12 protein-coding genes, 1 pseudogene and 1 riboswitch are annotated in these 17,969 nt (G+C 57.4%); of the genes and pseudogenes, 5 read left to right on the forward strand and 8 right to left on the reverse strand.

Annotated elements, in window-relative coordinates:
• Positions 1 to 350 precede the first annotated feature (350 nt).
• Together murI and btuB are read right to left on the reverse strand one after the other, a co-directional pair.
• A complete protein-coding gene (gene murI / locus GJV78_RS11840) occupies positions 351 to 1,202 on the reverse strand; it encodes a glutamate racemase (RefSeq protein WP_155108549.1) in 852 nt (283 codons plus the stop codon).
• Positions 1,147 to 2,991 (reverse strand): annotated as a pseudogene (btuB, locus tag GJV78_RS11845) (TonB-dependent vitamin B12 receptor BtuB). The gene murI and the pseudogene btuB overlap by 56 nt, the downstream one beginning before the upstream one ends.
• 64 nt (positions 2,992 to 3,055) lie before the next feature.
• Positions 3,056 to 3,247, reverse strand: a riboswitch (cobalamin riboswitch).
• Positions 3,248 to 3,363: 116 nt separating this feature from the next.
• Between btuB and trmA the strand changes: the two are divergent.
• Positions 3,364 to 4,464 carry a tRNA (uridine(54)-C5)-methyltransferase TrmA gene (trmA, locus tag GJV78_RS11850; protein ID WP_155108550.1) on the forward strand — a complete coding sequence of 367 codons (1,101 nt, stop codon included), beginning with the start codon at positions 3,364 to 3,366 and terminating at the stop codon, positions 4,462 to 4,464.
• A 64-nt stretch (positions 4,465 to 4,528) separates the two neighbouring features.
• On the opposite strand, the gene GJV78_RS11855 is transcribed toward trmA, so the two are convergent.
• Both GJV78_RS11855 and fabR read right to left on the reverse strand, forming a co-directional pair.
• Positions 4,529 to 4,888, reverse strand: coding sequence for a YijD family membrane protein (locus GJV78_RS11855; protein WP_155108551.1), 360 nt, complete (start codon positions 4,886 to 4,888; stop codon positions 4,529 to 4,531).
• 14 nt (positions 4,889 to 4,902) lie between these two features.
• The gene (fabR, locus tag GJV78_RS11860; RefSeq protein ID WP_167519527.1) at positions 4,903 to 5,538 is read right to left on the reverse strand and encodes an HTH-type transcriptional repressor FabR; all 636 of its coding nucleotides are present in this window, start codon (positions 5,536 to 5,538) and stop codon (positions 4,903 to 4,905) included.
• 198 nt (positions 5,539 to 5,736) lie between these two features.
• On the opposite strand from fabR, the gene sthA reads away from it, so the two are divergent.
• The gene (gene sthA / locus GJV78_RS11865) at positions 5,737 to 7,137 is read left to right on the forward strand and encodes a Si-specific NAD(P)(+) transhydrogenase (protein WP_155108553.1); all 1,401 of its coding nucleotides are present in this window, start codon (positions 5,737 to 5,739) and stop codon (positions 7,135 to 7,137) included.
• Here sthA and oxyR read toward each other — a convergent pair.
• From oxyR to argC, 4 genes are all read right to left on the reverse strand, one after another.
• The gene (gene oxyR, locus GJV78_RS11870; protein ID WP_155108554.1) at positions 7,120 to 8,037 is read right to left on the reverse strand and encodes a DNA-binding transcriptional regulator OxyR; all 918 of its coding nucleotides are present in this window, start codon (positions 8,035 to 8,037) and stop codon (positions 7,120 to 7,122) included. The two genes, sthA and oxyR, sit on opposite strands and share 18 nt — an antisense overlap.
• Positions 8,038 to 8,343: 306 nt before the next feature.
• Complete coding sequence (gene argH / locus GJV78_RS11875) at positions 8,344 to 9,717, reverse strand: argininosuccinate lyase (RefSeq protein ID WP_155108555.1); 1,374 nt, start codon at positions 9,715 to 9,717, stop codon at positions 8,344 to 8,346.
• Between the two features lie 65 nt (positions 9,718 to 9,782).
• Positions 9,783 to 10,559, reverse strand: a complete 777-nt coding sequence (gene argB, locus GJV78_RS11880) for an acetylglutamate kinase (protein ID WP_167519536.1) — start codon at positions 10,557 to 10,559, stop codon at positions 9,783 to 9,785.
• Positions 10,560 to 10,566: 7 nt separating this feature from the next.
• Positions 10,567 to 11,571, reverse strand: a complete 1,005-nt coding sequence (gene argC, locus GJV78_RS11885; RefSeq protein WP_155108557.1) for an N-acetyl-gamma-glutamyl-phosphate reductase — start codon at positions 11,569 to 11,571, stop codon at positions 10,567 to 10,569.
• A 152-nt stretch (positions 11,572 to 11,723) separates the two neighbouring features.
• Here argC and argE point away from each other — a divergent pair, with 152 nt between their 5' ends.
• From argE to GJV78_RS11900, 3 genes are all read left to right on the forward strand, one after another.
• Positions 11,724 to 12,875 carry an acetylornithine deacetylase gene (gene argE, locus GJV78_RS11890; RefSeq protein ID WP_155108558.1) on the forward strand — a complete coding sequence of 384 codons (1,152 nt, stop codon included), beginning with the start codon at positions 11,724 to 11,726 and terminating at the stop codon, positions 12,873 to 12,875.
• A gap of 335 nt (positions 12,876 to 13,210) precedes the next feature.
• Positions 13,211 to 15,862, forward strand: a complete 2,652-nt coding sequence (ppc, locus tag GJV78_RS11895; protein WP_155108559.1) for a phosphoenolpyruvate carboxylase — start codon at positions 13,211 to 13,213, stop codon at positions 15,860 to 15,862.
• A gap of 257 nt (positions 15,863 to 16,119) precedes the next feature.
• A complete protein-coding gene (locus tag GJV78_RS11900) occupies positions 16,120 to 17,853 on the forward strand; it encodes a phosphoethanolamine transferase CptA (protein WP_155108641.1) in 1,734 nt (577 codons plus the stop codon).
• Positions 17,854 to 17,969 lie beyond the last annotated feature (116 nt).

A 17,969-nucleotide genomic window follows, 5' to 3' on the forward strand; every position in this document is an offset into this window, starting at 1 on the left:
GCTCAATGAATTAAACTTCGTAATGAATTACGTGTTCACTCGTTGAGACTTGGTATTCATTTAGTGTCCGAAGACATTCAAGAATCCATGTCACTTTGAGTGCCCACACAGATTGTCTGATAAATTGTTAAAGAGCAGTGCCGCTTCGCTTTTTTCTCAGCGGCGCGGGGTGTGCATAATACGCTTTCCCGCTTCAGAGTCAAGCATCAATTTTGCTTTTCTCCGCTGACCCGGCGGCCTGTGTGCCGTTGTTCCGTGTCAGTGGTGGCGCATTATAGGGAGTTATTCCGGCCTGACAAGAGGTAATTTAAAATAATTTCCCGAGTGCATAATATTTATGCAAAACCCCTTTAAACAGGCAGTTTTTCGAGCGATTCAAAGCCATAACGGCGCAAAACGGGGGCCAGCGCCTCAGCTTCCGGCGTCATCGCCATACAGTAGGCGATGTTCGCATCACCCGATCGGGCATCCGGCGCTTCATGCTCCAGCAGCCATGCCGTCCGGCGAGCGATCGCGGCACCGGAATCCACCAGCCGCGTTCCGCCAGGCAGGATCTGAGCCAACTCATCCCGCAGTAGAGGAAAATGGGTGCAGCCAAGCACCACGGTATCTGGCGGCTCCGGCATACGCAGCCACGGACGCAGTATGCGACGCAGCTCATCCAACGAAACGGGATCGCCGTGCAGCTTGGCTTCAGCCAGCTCCACCAGCTCTGCCGATCCCAGCATCGCTATCTGGCATTCGTTAGCGAACCGTGCGATCAGTTCATGGGTATAGGAACGCTTCACCGTGCCCCGCGTCGCCAGCAGGCCCACGATACCGTTGGCGGTCAGCCGCGCCGCTGGCTTAATGGCCGGGACGGCACCAACAACCGGGAAGGCAAACTTTTCACGCAGCGCGGGAAGTGAAACGGTGCTGGCCGTATTACAGGCGATTACCGCCAGGGAAAGAGGGTAGCGTTGCTGAACGGCCCCAACGATACTGACAACGCGCTCAACGATAAACGCTTCACTCTTCTCGCCATAAGGAAAAGCGACGTTATCGAAAACGTAGATATAATGGAGATTCGGCAAAAGCTGCCGAATCTCATCATAGACCGACAGCCCACCGACGCCGGAGTCAAACACCAGCACGGAGGGACGTGGTTCAGAAGGTGTAGCTGCCAGACAAGGTATATTCCCGTCCTGCAGTTTGGTAGCCATAAACTGTCTCGTAATCTTTGTCGAACAGGTTGGCGATTTTACCACGAACTGTCAGCCGTGAGGTGACGGGATACGAAACCGCAAGATCCCATAAGCTTACCCCGCCCATTTTTACCGTGCGGTAAGGCCAGGATGAATAATCTGTATCATAGCGGGAGCCCAGGTACTGATACGTTATTCCCCAGTCAAAATCGTACATCTGCCAGTCGAGCTGATACTTCACCTGCTGCTTCGAGCGACGCGACAACGGCGCATCGGTAATGGCATTGCGGGCATCGGTGTAATCATAGCTAACCGTGTGTGTAAGCGGCCCGGTATCAAAATTTGCCGTTGCTTCGACACCCTTTATCCGTGCTTTACCTTCGTTGTAATATTTTTGAATATGATCATCATAATCAATCATATCGTTAATATCGTTACGATAACCTGAAACACGCCAGTTAATCCCTGCCGTCACCCCTTCAAATGCCCCCTCCCACTGCTTACTTTTTTCAGGACTCAGCCTGGCGTTACCATAATAGCCATAGAGTTGTCCCAGATTAGGCGCTTTGTAGGATGTGCCATAAGAAGCGATAAATCGATAACCGTCAAAAAATTCCCAACCGGCGCTGGTTTACCACGTGCCATGACGACCAAACTGAGAGTTATCATCGCTACGCACTGCCCCTTCCAGGGTAAATTCGCCCAACTGCTGTAGCCCCGTCAGGTAAATACCGGTATTTCGCTGTTCATAACCCTTAGCTACATATCCTGTACCCGGCGTAGTGCTCTTTTTTTGCCAGTCAACACCTGCGCCAATGTTGCCATGACCCACGGCGACGCTATTCGACCATTGAATATTGTATTGCTTCATCTCATCCAACGTGGCTGATGCGTCATAGCGGCCATAGTTCGGGTCATAGTTATAGTCTTTACTGTGACTGTAGCTCGTAACTAATTGGGACTGGATAACATCGCCATTAAAGCGCAGTCCGGCATCCCAACTTTGGCTGTAGAGTTTACGAGTATCAACAAGCGGCGCGCCGGGAGAGTAGTAAGCATCATAACGGGTGCGGTTATCATATCCATAACCGCGTACAAAGCCGCTCCAGCGACTGGAAAACGTGTGTTCCAGCGCGCCATAAAGCGTCTTACTTAAAAAACCGTCTCGATCGGGCTGCGCCTGCAAACCGGTGCTGCCATAGGCAACCACATCAAAACCCCGGGTATAGGCGTAATCTCCAGTCAACGTAACGCGCGTATTATCGCCGATCTGTTGCTGCGTCGAGATATCATAGTTCTGATAGCCATTGCTTCCCCATCCGCCGTTAATTTCTGTCCCAGGACGATCCCGCGTGGTAATGATGTTCACCACCCCGCCAATAGCATCAGAACCATAAATAGCCGAGCGCGGCCCGCGAATATATTCAATTCGCTGAACCAGTGATACCGGGAACTGGCTAAGATCGGCAGAACCACTTACCCCCGCCAGGTTCAGGCGAACGCCATCGATAAGTACCAGTACATGGCTGGAATTAGTCCCGCGAATAAACAGAGAAGAATTTTGCCCCGCTCCACCGCTTTGTGCGATATCCACGCCGGGTAAACGACGAAGAACATCATTCACAGAGGTTGATTGCCAGCGCTCAATATCCTGATGCGTCACGACGGTTACAGGCGCAAGCACAGTATTGACGGGCTGTTGAAAACGATTGGCGGTAACCAGGAGAGTATCCGGAGCGGCGTCCTGCGCCCAGCCGGAAAACGCCGTGGCGGAGAGCGCCATCAGCAGAGACGTTTTTTTAATCATTGTAAAGCATCCACAGCTTATAAAGGATGCCGCAGGTTCCACCGTAGCACGCGAAGATGAAAACCAGTTGCGACGTTAGCCGGCAGGTCTTCGGGCTTGGAAGGTTATCCTTATGAATAAAACGAGATGATGACTTCCCACCCGAAGGCAGTGTCTGCTTGCGCGCTCATCTCACCTTTCCTTACCGCTGCGCGTCAGCTCCAGATTCTCACTGGATTCCCTGGTAACTTACAGAACCGGCCCCGGGATGCTACATGCCGCCGTTACCCGCTGTCCAGACCGGACGTTCCAATATTGTGATATCAGCAATGTCTGGACATCTGATGAGCAATCCCTACAATCCCCGCGTACTTCTCTTTTTCAGGATGCATCATGACCCCCGAACACCTTCCGACAGAACAGTATGACGCGCAGCTGGCCGAAAAAGTGGCGCGTCTGCAGAGCATGATGGCACCATTTTCTGACCGGGTTCCGGAAGTATTTCGCTCGCCGGTCAGCCACTACCGCATGCGCGCCGAATTTCGTCTGTGGCATGACGGCGACGATCTCTATCACATCATGTTCGATCAGGAGACCAAAAGCCGCATCCGCGTTGACCGCTTTCCGGCGGCCAGCGAGCTGATCAACCGGCTGATGACGGCGATGATTGCCGGCGTGCGGGATAACCGCGTTCTGCGTCATAAGCTGTTCCAGATCGATTACCTTACCACCGTGAGCAATCAGGCGGTGGTGTCGCTGCTCTATCATAAAAAACTGGATGACTCGTGGCGGCAGGAGGCGACCGCGCTGCGCGATGCGCTGCGGGCGCAGAACCTGAACGTGCATCTGATTGGTCGGGCAACCAAAACCAAAATCGAACTGGATCAGGATTACATCGACGAACGTCTGCCGGTGGCGGGCAAAGAGATGATCTACCGCCAGGTTGAAAACAGCTTCACGCAGCCGAACGCGGCGATTAACGTCCAGATGCTGGAGTGGGCGCTGGATGTCACTCAGGATGCAAAAGGCGATTTGCTGGAGCTGTACTGCGGCAACGGCAACTTCTCGCTGGCGCTGGCGCGTAACTTTGACCGGGTGCTGGCGACCGAAATCGCCAAACCGTCGGTCGCCGCGGCGCAGTACAATATTGCGGCGAACCGGATTGAGAACGTGCAGATCATTCGTATGGCGGCGGAAGAGTTTACCCAGGCGATGAACGGGGTGCGGGAATTTAACCGCCTGCAGGGCATTGACCTGCAGAGCTACCGCTGTGAAACCATTTTCGTCGATCCGCCGCGCAGCGGCCTGGACAGCGAAACCGTAAAAATGGTGCAGGCGTATCCGCGCATTCTGTATATCTCCTGCAATCCACAAACGCTGTGCAAAAACCTGGAGACGCTAAGCCAGACGCACCGCGTCTCGCGCCTGGCCCTGTTCGATCAGTTTCCCTACACCCACCACATGGAATGCGGCGTATTGCTGACCGCAAAGTAGCGACGCGCCGCTGTCCGTGCTCTCCGGCCTGACGGCCTTGCGATCGTCAGGCCCGCCGGACGGGCTATTCCGACAGCTCCGTTTTACGGTTACGCATCTTAAAGGCGATCCAGAACACCAGGATCACCGACAGCACCGCCGGGAAGAAATTAGAACCGATATCCGGATACTCGGCGCGCACCACCGTGCTATAGAGCAGTACGCCGAGGATAAAGCAGGCGGCGGAAAGACCGGGCAGGCCCACGGGCATAGTACGATTCTGATAGCGCTGATGCAGACAGTACACCGTCAGCAGCAGCGAAATAATGGGGAATACAGAGAATGACACAACGGAGCTAAACAGCGCCGCAAATGTGCCGTTAATGGATAAGCCGGCAACCAGCGCCAGCAGCAGCGTACCTTTATCTTGACCTGATAATTTCATAACTCGTCCTTCATTTACCCACCGTGTTGCGTCATTTTCTCTTGCTCGCGGCGATACCAGTAATAAGCCCCTTTCACAATAATGCGCAGCTGCAGCACCAGCCGCTCTTCCAGCTGTCGGCGCTGCTCTGCCCCCACATCCAGCGCCTCAGCGCCCGCGCTGAAAACAATGGTCACCATGGCTTCAGCCTGCGCCTCGGTAAAGGCGCGCGGCATATGGTTTTCGAGTTCCAGATAGTCGGCAAGCTCCGCGATAAAATGTTGTATTTCGCGGGCAACGGCGGCACGAAACGCGGCTGAGGTGCCAGAGCGTTCACGCAATAATAAACGGAAGGCATTAGGATTGTTGCCTATGAACTCCATAAATGTTGAGACCGAGGTGCGGATCACACTCCCGCCCTTAGCAATACGCTGACGCGCCTGACGCATAAGCTGGCGCAGCATCAGGCCGCTTTCGTCAACCATCGTCAGGCCAAGCTCATCCACATCGCGGAAATGACGATAAAACGAGGTTGGCGCGATGCCGGCCTCCCGCGCCACTTCGCGCAGGCTAAGGCTGGCGAAGCTACGTTCAGCGCTAAGCTGACTGAAAGCAGCTTCCACCAGAGAACGGCGGGTTTTTTCTTTTTGTTGTGCTCTGACGCCCATCACAATGCCTGAATCCTTCCATATGCCTTATTCGGCACTATACCAGAGTTCAACGTTAATCTGTCTGCGGAGCTTTGTGAATGATTGTTTACAGGCAGGCCAGGCTACAGCTTCACAAAACGGCCCCTCGGGAATTGGGTTAAAGGCGCGCAAATGTTATCATGCTGTTTATTTTATGTATAAAAACAGGTGAGTAATACCATGCCACATTCCTGGGATTATGATGCAATCGTCATAGGTTCAGGCCCCGGCGGCGAAGGCGCGGCAATGGGTCTGGTTAAGCAGGGAGCCCGCGTCGCGGTTATCGAACGCTACCATACCGTCGGCGGCGGCTGTACCCACTGGGGCACCATCCCTTCAAAAGCGCTCCGTCATGCCGTTAGCCGTATTATTGAATTCAATCAAAACCCACTCTATAGCGATCATTCACGCCTGCTCCGCTCCTCCTTTGCCGATATTCTTAACCACGCCGACAGCGTCATCAGCCAGCAGACCCGCATGCGGCAGGGTTTTTATGAGCGTAACCACTGCCAGATTCTGCAGGGAGACGCCCATTTTATTGATGAACATACGCTGGCGCTGGCGTGCCAGGATGGCACAGAGGAAACCCTGACGGCGGAAAAATTTATTATTGCCTGCGGTTCCCGTCCGTACCACCCGGTCGACGTCGATTTCTCCCACTCGCGCATTTACGACAGCGACTCGATCCTCAACCTGCACCATGAGCCGCGCCACGTGATCATCTACGGTGCCGGAGTGATCGGCTGCGAATATGCGTCGATCTTCAGGGGAATGGAGGTAAAAGTTGATCTGATCAACACCCGCGATCGCCTGCTGGCCTTCCTCGATCAGGAGATGTCTGACTCCCTCTCCTACCACTTCTGGAACAGCGGCGTGGTCATTCGCCATAATGAAGAGTATGAGACCATTGAAGGCTGCGACGACGGGGTGATCATGCACCTGAAGTCCGGTAAAAAGCTGAAGGCCGACTGCCTGCTGTACGCCAACGGCCGCACCGGCAACACCGACTCGCTGCAGCTGGCCAATATCGGTCTTGACACCGACAGCCGCGGGCAGCTGAAGGTCAACAGCATGTACCAGACCGCCCTGCCTCATATTTATGCGGTGGGCGACGTGATTGGCTATCCGAGCCTGGCGTCCGCCGCCTACGATCAGGGCCGCATCGCCGCCCAGGCGCTGGTGAAAGGCGAGGCGACGGCGCATCTTATTGAAGATATTCCCACCGGGATCTATACCATTCCGGAAATCAGCTCCGTCGGCAAAACCGAGCAGCAGCTGACGGCGATGAAGGTGCCCTATGAAGTGGGCCGCGCCCAGTTTAAACACCTGGCGCGGGCGCAGATTGTCGGCATGAATGTGGGCACGCTGAAGATCCTGTTTCACCGGGAAACAAAGGAAATTCTGGGGATCCACTGCTTTGGCGAGCGCGCGGCCGAAATTATTCACATCGGCCAGGCGATTATGGAACAGAAAGGCGGCGGCAACACCATTGAATACTTTGTCAACACCACCTTTAACTATCCGACGATGGCAGAAGCCTATCGGGTTGCGGCGTTGAACGGCTTAAACCGCCTGTTTTAACGCTTTTTCAAAGTGGCCGTCCATAGCGCCACGGACGGCCTCAGCCAGCTGCTCATAGCGGCTGCGCAGCGGCGATCCCGGACGATAGACCAGGCCCACCGTACGCTTCGGCTCAGGCTTAAAGCACGGCAGATAAACCACGCCATCCCGCCGGCGAACCTGGGGCACCGCCAGCGCCGGCAGCAGGGTGATGCCGCTGCCCGCCGCCACCATATTGCGCAGGGTTTCCAGGCTGGTCGCCCGGAAGTGCGTATCTTCATCGGCACCTGCTTCAAAGCAGAACCCCATCGCCTGATCGCGCAGGCAGTGGCCATCCTCCAGCATCAGCAGCTTTTCTCCAGCCAGATCGGACATCGGCACGCGATCGCGGTTTGCCCACGGATGATCCTCGTAGATCGCCAGCAGCATCGGCTCATCAAACAGCGGAACCTCGATAAACGCCTCGCTCTCTTTAACCAGCGCCAGAATCACGCAGTCAAGTTTGCCGCTATCCAGCTGAGCCAGCAGCTGGTGCGTCTGCGCCTCGTGCAGATACATTTCCAGCTTCGGAAACGACTGGTGCAGCAGGGGAATAATATGCGGTAACAGGTAGGGGCCTACCGTAGGAATCAAGCCGATATGCAGCGGGCCGGACATGGTTTCGCCCTGCTGGCTTGCCATCTCCTTAAGCACTTTAACCTCGCGCAGTACGGTACGCGCCTGATCCACCAACAGCAGCCCGGCCTGGGTAAACAGAACCTTACGACTCGTACGCTCCAGCAGCATCACGCCCAGCTCATCTTCCAGCTTACGGATTTGCCCGCTCAGCGTCGGCTGGCTGACGTGGCAGGAGTCCGCCGCGCGCCGGAAATGACGATGCTCAGCAAGCGCCACAAGATATTCAAGATCGCGAATATTCATTTTCCATCCCACGATAGTTCATGACGATAGGTAGAATAGCAATGAACGATTATCTCTATCAAGCCTGCTGATTAATAATGCCTCACAGAAACGGAACGGCACTCGTTTAACCCCGGAAGCCGCCAACCGTTCAGGAGTGGAGTTAACTCTACCTGACGGGCTGTGTCCCTCAATTGGGCGTAAACTTCAACATCACGCCCTATTGAGGGACACAGCCTAAAGCCAACGTGAACTTTTGCGGACCCCGTGGTCCGCTTTTTTTTACCCGGAAGCCCGTCTTAACGCCCTACCGGACGGGCGCGGCCGCTATGCCAGCCTGGCCTGCGCGTCGCTTATTGCCTGCGCCACCTGCTGTGGTGAAACGCCGCCCTTCGCCGCGCGTTTATCCAGGCACGACTGCAGCGAGAGCACAGGGTAAACATCCGCGCCAATGACGCCGCTGAATTTTTGCAGATCCGCCAGCGGCAGCTCCTCCAGCGGTTTCCCCTGGCGTATCGCCTCTACCACCGCTTCGCCAACGATATGATGCGCTTCACGGAACGGCACGCCTTTGGCCACCAGATAATCCGCCAGCTCGGTGGCGTTAGCATAGCCCTGCTGCGCCGCTTCCCGGCAGCGCGGACGCTTCACCTGAATACCGTCCAGCACCAGCGCCGCCATATGCAGGCAGTCCAGCCAGGTGTCGAGCGCGTCGAACAGCCCCTCTTTGTCCTCCTGCATATCTTTGTTATAGGCCAGAGGCAGCCCCTTCAGGGTCATCATCATGCCGGTCAGCGCTCCCTGAACCCGACCGCATTTTCCCCGGATCAGCTCCAGCGCATCGGGATTCTTTTTCTGCGGCATCAGCGACGAGCCGGACGTCACGCGGTCAGACAGCTCCACAAAGCTCGCTTCGCCGGTGTTGAAGAAGATCAGATCTTCAGCAAAACGCGACAGATGCACCATCCCGATGGCTGCCCCGGAGAGCAGTTCCAGCACGTGGTCGCGGTCAGAAACGCTGTCCAGGCTGTTGCGGGTCGCCGAGGCAAAGCCCAACCAGCCCGCCAGCTTCTCGCGGTCGATCTCGTACGCGGTTCCCGCCAGCGCGCCGCAGCCTAACGGGCTGACGTCCAGGCGTCTGAGGGCATCCTGCAGGCGGCCCTCATCGCGGGCCAGCATTTCCACATACGCCAGACACCAGTGGGCAAAGGTGACCGGCTGCGCGCGCTGCAGGTGGGTATACCCCGGCATCACCGCGTCCTGGCTGTTTTTCGCCGTCTCCACCAGCGCGCTCTGCAGCTGCCGGCAGGCACAGAGCAGTTCGTTAACCGTCTCTTTGCACCACAGCTTCAGGTCAGTCGCCACCTGGTCGTTACGGCTACGGCCGGTATGCAGCTTTTTCCCCAGCTGGCCGACGCGGTCGATAAGCTTACCTTCCACCCAGCTGTGAATATCTTCGGCATCGCTTTGCAGGATCTGCTGCGGGTCTGCCCGCACCTCTTCCAGCAGCCCATGCAGCGCCTCTTCCAGCCGCTGCTGCTCGTCCGCGGTTAACACGCCGACCGCGACCAAAGCTTTGGACCAGGCCACCGAGCCGATAATATCCTGCTCCGCCAGCCGGTAATCGAAGCGCAACGAGTCGTTGAATTGCTTAAACCGCCGATCTGCGGCCTGAGTAAAACGTCCACCCCAAAGTGCCATAACACATTTCCTTAACGATGTTTTCTTCGCCGGAGCGCGCTTCGCTGCGCCGGCCTGCTATAGGTTTACGCCAAAATACGGGTGCCCGTCGGCGCGCCGTTGAACAGCGCCGGAAGCTGATCAGCGTGACGCCACGAGGCGATATCAACCGGACGCCCCAGCGTGCGGGCGGCGTCCAGCGCGGCATTCACCTTAACGATCATGCCGTCAGTGATAATTCCCTGTTCAATAAGCTGCTCCGCCTTCGCGGCGGTCATTTCAGCAATACGCTGCCCTTTGCCGTCGAGAATACCGCTGACGTCGGAGAGCAGGATCAGATCCGCGCCCAGGGTCGCCGCCAGCGCCGTCGCCGCCCGATCGGCGTTAACGTTCATCAACAGCCCCTCGTCGGTCATGCCGATAGAGCTGACGACCGGCAGATAGCCGCCGGACAGCAGAATATTAAGCAGCGCCGGTGTCCCCGGACGGGCCTGCCCAACGTGGCCCAGCTCCGGGTCAAGCTGGGTTACGGTAACGCTGTTGCCATCGCCAAGGCAAAGCCCGACGGCGGCAAGATGGTACTTCTTCGCCCACGCCAGCAGGGTCTTATTGGCGGTGCCCGCCAGCGCGCCGGTAATAAGGTCAATCTGGTCGGCGGGCGTCACCCGCAGGCCGTTTTTCTTCTGCACCGGCAGGTTAAGCCCTTTCATTAGCTTATCCACCACGCAGCCGCCGCCGTGCACAATAACCAGCGGGCGCTGATGCGACGCGCGATAGCCGGCAAGCGCGGTAAAAAGACGCGCCAGCGCCTCTTCGCTATCCAGTAAGACGCCGCCCAGCTTGATAATTAATGGATTCATTATTGCATCCTTAAATAAGAGACTGCGTTTCGGCGAAGCCAAAACGGATATTGGCGCACTGCACCGCCTGAGCCGCCGCGCCTTTCAGCAAATTATCTTCCGCCGCCACCACAATAAGATGCTCGCCCTGAACGGCGAAGCCGATATCGCAGAACGGCAGCCCTACTACATTCTTCAGCGCCGGAACGCCGTTCTGATACAGCCGCACCAGCGGCTTGTCGCGGTAGGCCAGCTCCAGCGTCTGCGCCACCTGCGTATGGGTTACGCCCGCCTTCAGGCGGCAGGTGAGGGTTTCAAGGATCCCGCGCGGGAAGTTGCCCAGATGCGGCGTGAAGATCACCTCTGCGCCAAGGTGAGCGACAATTTCCGGCTGATGACGATGGGTAAACAGACCGTATGGCTGCAGGCTCACCTCACAGAAGCTGTTGGAGAGCGCCGCTTTGCGCCCCGCCCCGCTCACGCCGCTGGTAGCGTTGATAATCGGCCACTGGCTGAGATCCAGCAGCGCCGCGTCAATCAGCGGCTTTAGCGCCAGCTGCGCCGCCGTCGGGTAGCAGCCAGGCACCGCAATCAGGCTCGCCTTCTTCAGCGCGTCGATATTCCACTCCGCCAGGCCGTAGACCGCCTGCGCCAGCAGCTCAGGGTGCTGATGCACAAAACCATAATATTTTTCATAGAAGGTATCGGAATTCACGCGAAAAGCACCGGAGAGATCGAACACGACGCAGCCCGCCTCCAGGAACTGCGGGGCGAGGTCGTGGCTTATCTCATGGGCGGTGGCGAGGAACACAACGTCCGCTCCCGCGCTAAACTCGCTGACGTCGGTCATTGGCCGCAGCGGCAGGTCAACAATACCCTTAAGCTGCGGATGTAAATCGGAGATCGGTTTCCCTGCATCATTACTTTGCGCCGAGACGGCCAAAGCGGTTATGTTCATATGAGGATGGCGATTGACATAGGTCACAAGCTCTGCGCCCGCGTAGCCGCTGGCACCGACAATCAGGGTGTTTAACATCGGGGCTGCTCACCTTCTTAGTCAATTAGCCTGGTTAAGCCGTCCTGCCTCACCGCACGCCCGGTGAGTTTATAAACGCTCAACGTTAATGTATTTTTATTCATAAAAAATGCATGAATATTGATACTATCATGACCCGAGGTGTGTCAACAATGAAAAACAATTTGCCGCCATTTATCGAGATGTACCGTGCTCTGATCGCCATACCGTCGGTTAGCGCCACCGAAGAAGCGCTCGATCAAAGCAATACGGCTTTAATCACTCTGCTGGCGGGCTGGTTTAAGGACCTGGGCTTCAGCGTTGAAGTGCAGCCGGTTCCCGGGACGCGCAACAAATTCAATATGCTGGCCAGCGTTGGCCAGGGTGCCGGCGGCCTGCTGCTGGCGGGCCATACCGATACCGTGCCGTTCGACGACGGGCGCTGGACGCGCGATCCCTTCACCCTGACCGAACACGACAACAAGCTTTATGGGCTGGGCACCGCCGACATGAAAGGCTTCTTCGCCTTTATTCTCGACGCCCTGCGCGACGTTGACATCACAAAGCTGAAGAAGCCGCTCTATATCCTGGCAACCGCCGATGAAGAGACCAGCATGGCGGGCGCGCGCTACTTCTCCGAAACCACCGCCATCCGCCCTGACTGCGCGATTATCGGCGAGCCAACCTCCCTGCAGCCGGTGCGGGCGCACAAAGGGCATATTTCCAGCGTCGTGCGGGTCGCGGGCCAGTCCGGCCACTCCAGCGATCCGGCGCGCGGCGTTAACGCCATTGAACTGATGCACGATGCGATTGGTCGCATTATGCAGCTGCGTAACGATCTGAAGGCGCGCTATCACTATGAGGCGTTCACCATTCCTTATCCGACGCTCAACCTGGGCCATATTCACGGCGGCGATGCGGCGAACCGCATCTGCGCCTGCTGTGAGCTGCATATGGATATTCGTCCGCTGCCGGGAATGACGCTAAACGATCTCAACGGCCTGCTGAACGATGCGCTGGCTCCGGTGAGCGAACGCTGGCCGGGCCGCCTGACGGTAGCGGAGCTGCATCCGCCGATCCCCGGCTACGAGTGCCCGCCGGATCATCAGCTGGTTACCGTGGTGGAAAAACTGCTGGGAACGCAAACCGAGGTGGTGAACTACTGCACGGAGGCCCCCTTCATCCAGACGCTGTGTCCAACCCTGGTGCTCGGCCCCGGCTCCATCGACCAGGCGCATCAGCCGGACGAATATCTGGAAACGCGCTTTATTAAACCCACCCGTGAATTAATCACCCAGGTGGTGCACCATTTTTGCTGGCATTAACCGCCGGCCTCCCCATTAACACTTTAGAGGTAAATGGGGAGAGAATTTTACATTTCCATAAGCAACGCTTATTTGAAGCGATGTGAATTAAATAAGGTAAATTACGGCCCTTTATTCGTTTGCTGAACCGATTTCGCCGCAATTGACGCCACGGGTTTTACATGGCTTTATAAAAGGCAACTAAGAACAATGTCCGCACAATTTCGCAGCACAGCAAGACGGCACACGGCCCCCTCCCCGGAACCTTACCTGTTTCCGGATGGGCGAGCGCGACCAGCGCGCCTGTGGAGCGAAAAAGAGAGGACATTACAAAACAGATGGGGTGTCTGGGATCAATGAACGAACAATATTCCGCGTTGCGTAGTAATGTCAGCATGCTCGGCAAAGTGCTGGGAGAGACCATCAAAGAGGCGCTTGGTGAGCACATTCTCGATCGTGTAGAAACAATCCGTAAGCTGTCCAAATCTTCGCGCGCCGGTAACGAAGCGGATCGCCATGCGTTGCTTACCACGCTGCAAAATCTGTCTAACGACGAGCTGCTGCCGGTCGCGCGCGCGTTCAGCCAGTTCCTGAATCTGGCCAACACTGCCGAGCAATATCACAGCATTTCCCCAAAGGGCGAAGCCGCCAGCAACCCGGAAGTGATTGCCCGCACCCTGCGCAAACTGAAAAACCAGCCGGACCTCAGCGAGGCGACCATCAAACAGGCGGTCGAGTCGCTCTCGCTGGAGCTGGTGCTGACCGCCCACCCCACCGAAATCACCCGCCGTACGCTGATCCATAAAATGGTGGAAGTGAATGCCTGCTTAAAGCAGCTCGATAACAAAGATATCGTGGACTACGAGCACCATCAGCTAATGCGCCGCCTGCGTCAGCTTATCGCCCAGTCCTGGCATACTGATGAGATCCGCAAACAGCGCCCCACTCCGGTTGACGAGGCCAAATGGGGCTTTGCGGTGGTGGAAAACAGCCTCTGGCAGGGGGTGCCAAACTATCTGCGCGAGCTGAACGAGCAGTTGGAGGAGAATCTGGGCTACACGCTGCCGGTGGATTTTGTCCCGGTGCGTTTCACCTCCTGGATGGGCGGCGATCGCGACGGCAACCCGAACGTGACCGCGGACGTCACCCGCCACGTGATGCTGCTGAGCCGCTGGAAGGCCGCCGATCTGTTCCTGAAAGATATCCAGATTCTGGTCTCCGAGCTGTCGATGGTCGACGCCACGCCGGAGCTGCTGGCGCTGGTGGGCGAAGAGGGCGCGTCCGAGCCTTACCGCTATCTGATGAAAACGCTGCGCTCCCGCCTGATGGCCACCCAGGCCTGGCTGGAGGCGCGCCTGAAGGGCGAGAAGTTGCCCAAACCCGCGGGCCTGCTGACGCAAAACGAACAGCTCTGGGAACCGCTGTACGCCTGCTATAAATCGCTACAGGCCTGCGGAATGGGGATTATTGCCAACGGCGATCTGCTGGACACGCTGCGTCGCGTGAAGTGCTTCGGCGTCCCGCTGGTACGCATTGATATTCGTCAGGAGAGCACCCGCCACGCCGAAGCGCTGGGCGAGCTGACCCGCTATCTCGGCATTGGCGATTACGAAAGCTGGTCGGAGGCCGACAAGCAGGCGTTCCTGATCCGGGAGCTGAACTCCAAACGGCCGCTGCTGCCGCGCCAGTGGGAGCCGGGGGAGGACACCCGCGAGGTGCTTGAAACCTGCCGGACCATCGCCGAAGCACCCCAAGGCTCGATCGCCGCCTATGTGATCTCAATGGCGAAAACTCCCTCCGACGTGCTGGCGGTGCATCTGCTGCTGAAAGAGGCGGGCATTGGCTTTACCCTGCCGGTGGTGCCGCTGTTCGAAACCCTGGACGATCTGAACAATGCCGACGATGTGATGACCCAGCTGCTGAACATTGACTGGTATCGCGGGCTGATTCAGGGCAAGCAGATGGTGATGATCGGCTATTCCGACTCGGCAAAAGACGCGGGCGTCATGGCGGCCTCCTGGGCGCAGTATCAGGCGCAGGACGCGCTCATCAAAACCTGCAGGAAGGCCGGTATTGAGCTGACCCTGTTCCACGGGCGCGGCGGCTCCATCGGCCGCGGCGGAGCGCCGGCCCATGCGGCTCTGCTGTCACAGCCGCCGGGCAGCCTGCGGGGCGGCCTGCGCGTCACCGAACAGGGCGAAATGATCCGCTTTAAGTACGGCCTGCCGGAAGTCACCGTCAGCAGCCTGTCGCTCTACACCAGCGCGATCCTTGAGGCAAACCTGCTGCCGCCACCGGAGCCGAAGGACTCATGGCGTCACATTATGGACGAGCTTTCGACGATTTCCTGCGACCTGTACCGTGACTACGTGCGGGAAAACAAAGATTTTGTGCCCTACTTCCGCTCCGCGACGCCGGAGCAGGAGCTGGGCAAGCTGCCCCTCGGCTCGCGCCCGGCGAAACGTCGCCCGACCGGCGGCGTCGAGTCGCTGCGCGCCATTCCGTGGATTTTCGCCTGGACCCAGAACCGGCTGATGCTCCCGGCCTGGCTGGGCGCGGGCACGGCGCTGCAAAAGGTGGTTGAAGACGGCAGGCAGAGCGAGCTGGAGACGATGTGCCGCGACTGGCCGTTCTTCTCCACGCGCCTTGGTATGCTGGAAATGGTCTATTCGAAAGCCGATCTGTGGCTGGCTGAGTATTATGACCGGCGGCTGGTGTCAGAGGCGCTATGGCCGCTGGGTAAAGAGCTGCGCAGCCTGCTGGAAGAGGACATCCGGGTGGTGCTGGCCATCGCCAACGATTCCCACCTGATGGCTGACCTACCGTGGATTGCCGAGTCCATCCAGCTAAGGAATATCTATACCGATCCGCTGAACGTGCTGCAGGCCGAGCTGCTGCACCGCTCGCGCCTGACAGAAGAGCAGGGTAAAGAGCCGGACCCGCACGTTGAGCAGGCGCTAATGGTCACCATCGCCGGCATCGCCGCCGGTATGCGCAACACGGGCTGATCCTGCCCGCGTCGCCCTCGTGCGGCAGCACGGGGGCGGCTGCACCGCCTTCGTTCACCATCAGCTATTTCCCGCCGTTTCCCGGCATAAAATTTTTTTGCCAGAAACTTCGCGCTTCAGATTACCTTAAGGTTTAGCCGCTACGTTGAGAGACAACTTTCTTCAGGCTGCCTGCGGTGAGGGGTATCCCTTATTTATCCGCAGGGACAGCCTGAGGGATGAGGTTAATCGCGCGACTTTCATGGCAGACCGACAATATGCACGCTACACAACTCCCCTCTAACCCGGCCTTCAGTTGGAAAGCTCTGGGCTGGGCGCTTCTCTATTTCTGGTTTTTTTCAACGCTGCTACAGGCGATAATTTTTATCAGCGGCTACAGCGGCACCAACGGCCTGCGCGATTCCCTGCTGTACAGCTCCCTGTGGCTGATCCCGGTATTCCTGTTTCCGAACCGCATTCGTCTGATTGCCGCCGCCATCGGCGTGGTGCTGTGGGCAACATCGCTGGCGGCACTCGGTTATTACGTCATTTACGGGCAGGAGTTCTCACAAAGCGTGCTGTTCGTGATGTTTGAATCTAACGCCAACGAGGCCGGTGAGTATTTCAGCCAGTATTTTAACCTGAAGATGGTGCTTATCGCGCTGGCCTATACCGCCGTGGCGATCCTGCTGTGGACGCGGCTGCGTCCGGTCTGGCTCCCGTCGCCCTGGCGCTGGCTGGCTTCGCTTGCCCTGCTGTACGGTCTGATCCTGCATCCGCTTATCGCCGGTACGCTCATCAACCATAAGCCGCCAGAAAAAGCGCTGGGGAGTCTCGCCTCGCGGATGGAGCCGGCCGCGCCGTGGCAGTTTATTACCGGCTACTATCAGTATCGCCAGCAGCTTGCCTCACTGAACGGCCTGCTCAATAAAAACAACGCGCTGCCGCCGCTGGCCAACTTTAAAGACCAAACCGGCGACGCACCGCGCACGCTGGTGCTGGTTATCGGCGAATCCACCCAGCGCGGACGTATGAGCCTGTACGGCTATCCGCGCGAAACCACGCCGGAGCTGGACGCCCTGCATAAAACCGATCCGGCCCTGACGGTATTTACTAACGTGGTGACCTCGCGTCCATACACCATTGAGATCCTGCAGCAGGCGCTGACCTTCGCCAACGAGGAGCATCCGGACCTCTACCTGACGCGGCCGTCGCTGATGAACATGATGAAGCAGGCGGGCTATAAGACCTTCTGGATCACCAATCAGCAAACGATGACCGCCCGCAACACCATGCTGACGGTGTTCTCAAAGCAGACCGATAAGCAGTTTTATATGAACCAGCAGCGCACCCAGAGCGCCCGCGAATATGACAGCAACGTGCTGGCACCGTTTAAAGCGGTGCTGGCAGACCCGGCACCGAAGAAGTTTATTATCATTCACCTGCTCGGCACCCACATCAAATATAAGTACCGCTATCCGGAAGATGCGGGGGTATTTGACGACAAAACCGATAACGTCCCGCCCGGCCTCAGCGCCGAGGAGCTGGCGACATATAATGACTACGACAACGCAAACCGCTATAACGACCATGTTGTCGCCAGCCTGATTAAGGATTATAAGGCGACCGATCCAAACGGCTTTCTGCTCTACTTCTCCGATCACGGCGAAGAGGTATATGACACGCCGCCGTATAAAACCCAGGGACGTAACGAAGAGGCCCCGACCCGACATATGTATACGGTGCCGTTCCTGCTATGGACTTCCGCAAAATGGCAGGCGGCGCATCCGCGCGATTTCTCACGGGTCGCTGACCGTCGGTACAGCAGCGCCGAGCTGATCCACACCTGGTCGGATCTGGCGGGGCTACGCTATGACGGCTATGATCCGACGCGCTCCATCGTCAGCCCGCAGTTTAAGGAAACCGTCCGCTGGATTGGCAATCCGTACAAGAAAAAGGCCCTGATTGATTACGACACCCTGCCCTGGGGCGATCGGGTCGGGAATCAGTAATAATGCAATGGCCACGCCTTTTGTCGTGGCCTTATTTTCAGACGTTGCCGGCTGCTCCGCGTGGTCGGTGCCCAACGGCGTACCTGAAGACAAGTTAGTGATTTTTTTTGCTTTCA

This window comes from Intestinirhabdus alba (genome assembly GCF_009711095.1).
GTDB classification, from domain to species: Bacteria; Pseudomonadota; Gammaproteobacteria; order Enterobacterales; family Enterobacteriaceae; genus Intestinirhabdus; species Intestinirhabdus alba.

What these genes read in the sequence shown, in the direction of transcription:
- murI (WP_155108549.1), bottom strand. Translation starts at nt 1,202, where the DNA reads ATGGCTACCAAACTGCAGGACGGGAATATACCTTGTCTGGCAGCTACA.
- trmA (WP_155108550.1), top strand. Translation starts at nt 3,364, where the DNA reads ATGACCCCCGAACACCTTCCGACAGAACAGTATGACGCGCAGCTGGCC.
- GJV78_RS11855 (WP_155108551.1), bottom strand. Translation starts at nt 4,888, where the DNA reads ATGAAATTATCAGGTCAAGATAAAGGTACGCTGCTGCTGGCGCTGGTT.
- sthA (WP_155108553.1), top strand. Translation starts at nt 5,737, where the DNA reads ATGCCACATTCCTGGGATTATGATGCAATCGTCATAGGTTCAGGCCCC.
- oxyR (WP_155108554.1), bottom strand. Translation starts at nt 8,037, where the DNA reads ATGAATATTCGCGATCTTGAATATCTTGTGGCGCTTGCTGAGCATCGT.
- argH (WP_155108555.1), bottom strand. Translation starts at nt 9,717, where the DNA reads ATGGCACTTTGGGGTGGACGTTTTACTCAGGCCGCAGATCGGCGGTTT.
- argC (WP_155108557.1), bottom strand. Translation starts at nt 11,571, where the DNA reads ATGTTAAACACCCTGATTGTCGGTGCCAGCGGCTACGCGGGCGCAGAG.
- argE (WP_155108558.1), top strand. Translation starts at nt 11,724, where the DNA reads ATGAAAAACAATTTGCCGCCATTTATCGAGATGTACCGTGCTCTGATC.
- ppc (WP_155108559.1), top strand. Translation starts at nt 13,211, where the DNA reads ATGAACGAACAATATTCCGCGTTGCGTAGTAATGTCAGCATGCTCGGC.
- GJV78_RS11900 (WP_155108641.1), top strand. Translation starts at nt 16,120, where the DNA reads ATGCACGCTACACAACTCCCCTCTAACCCGGCCTTCAGTTGGAAAGCT.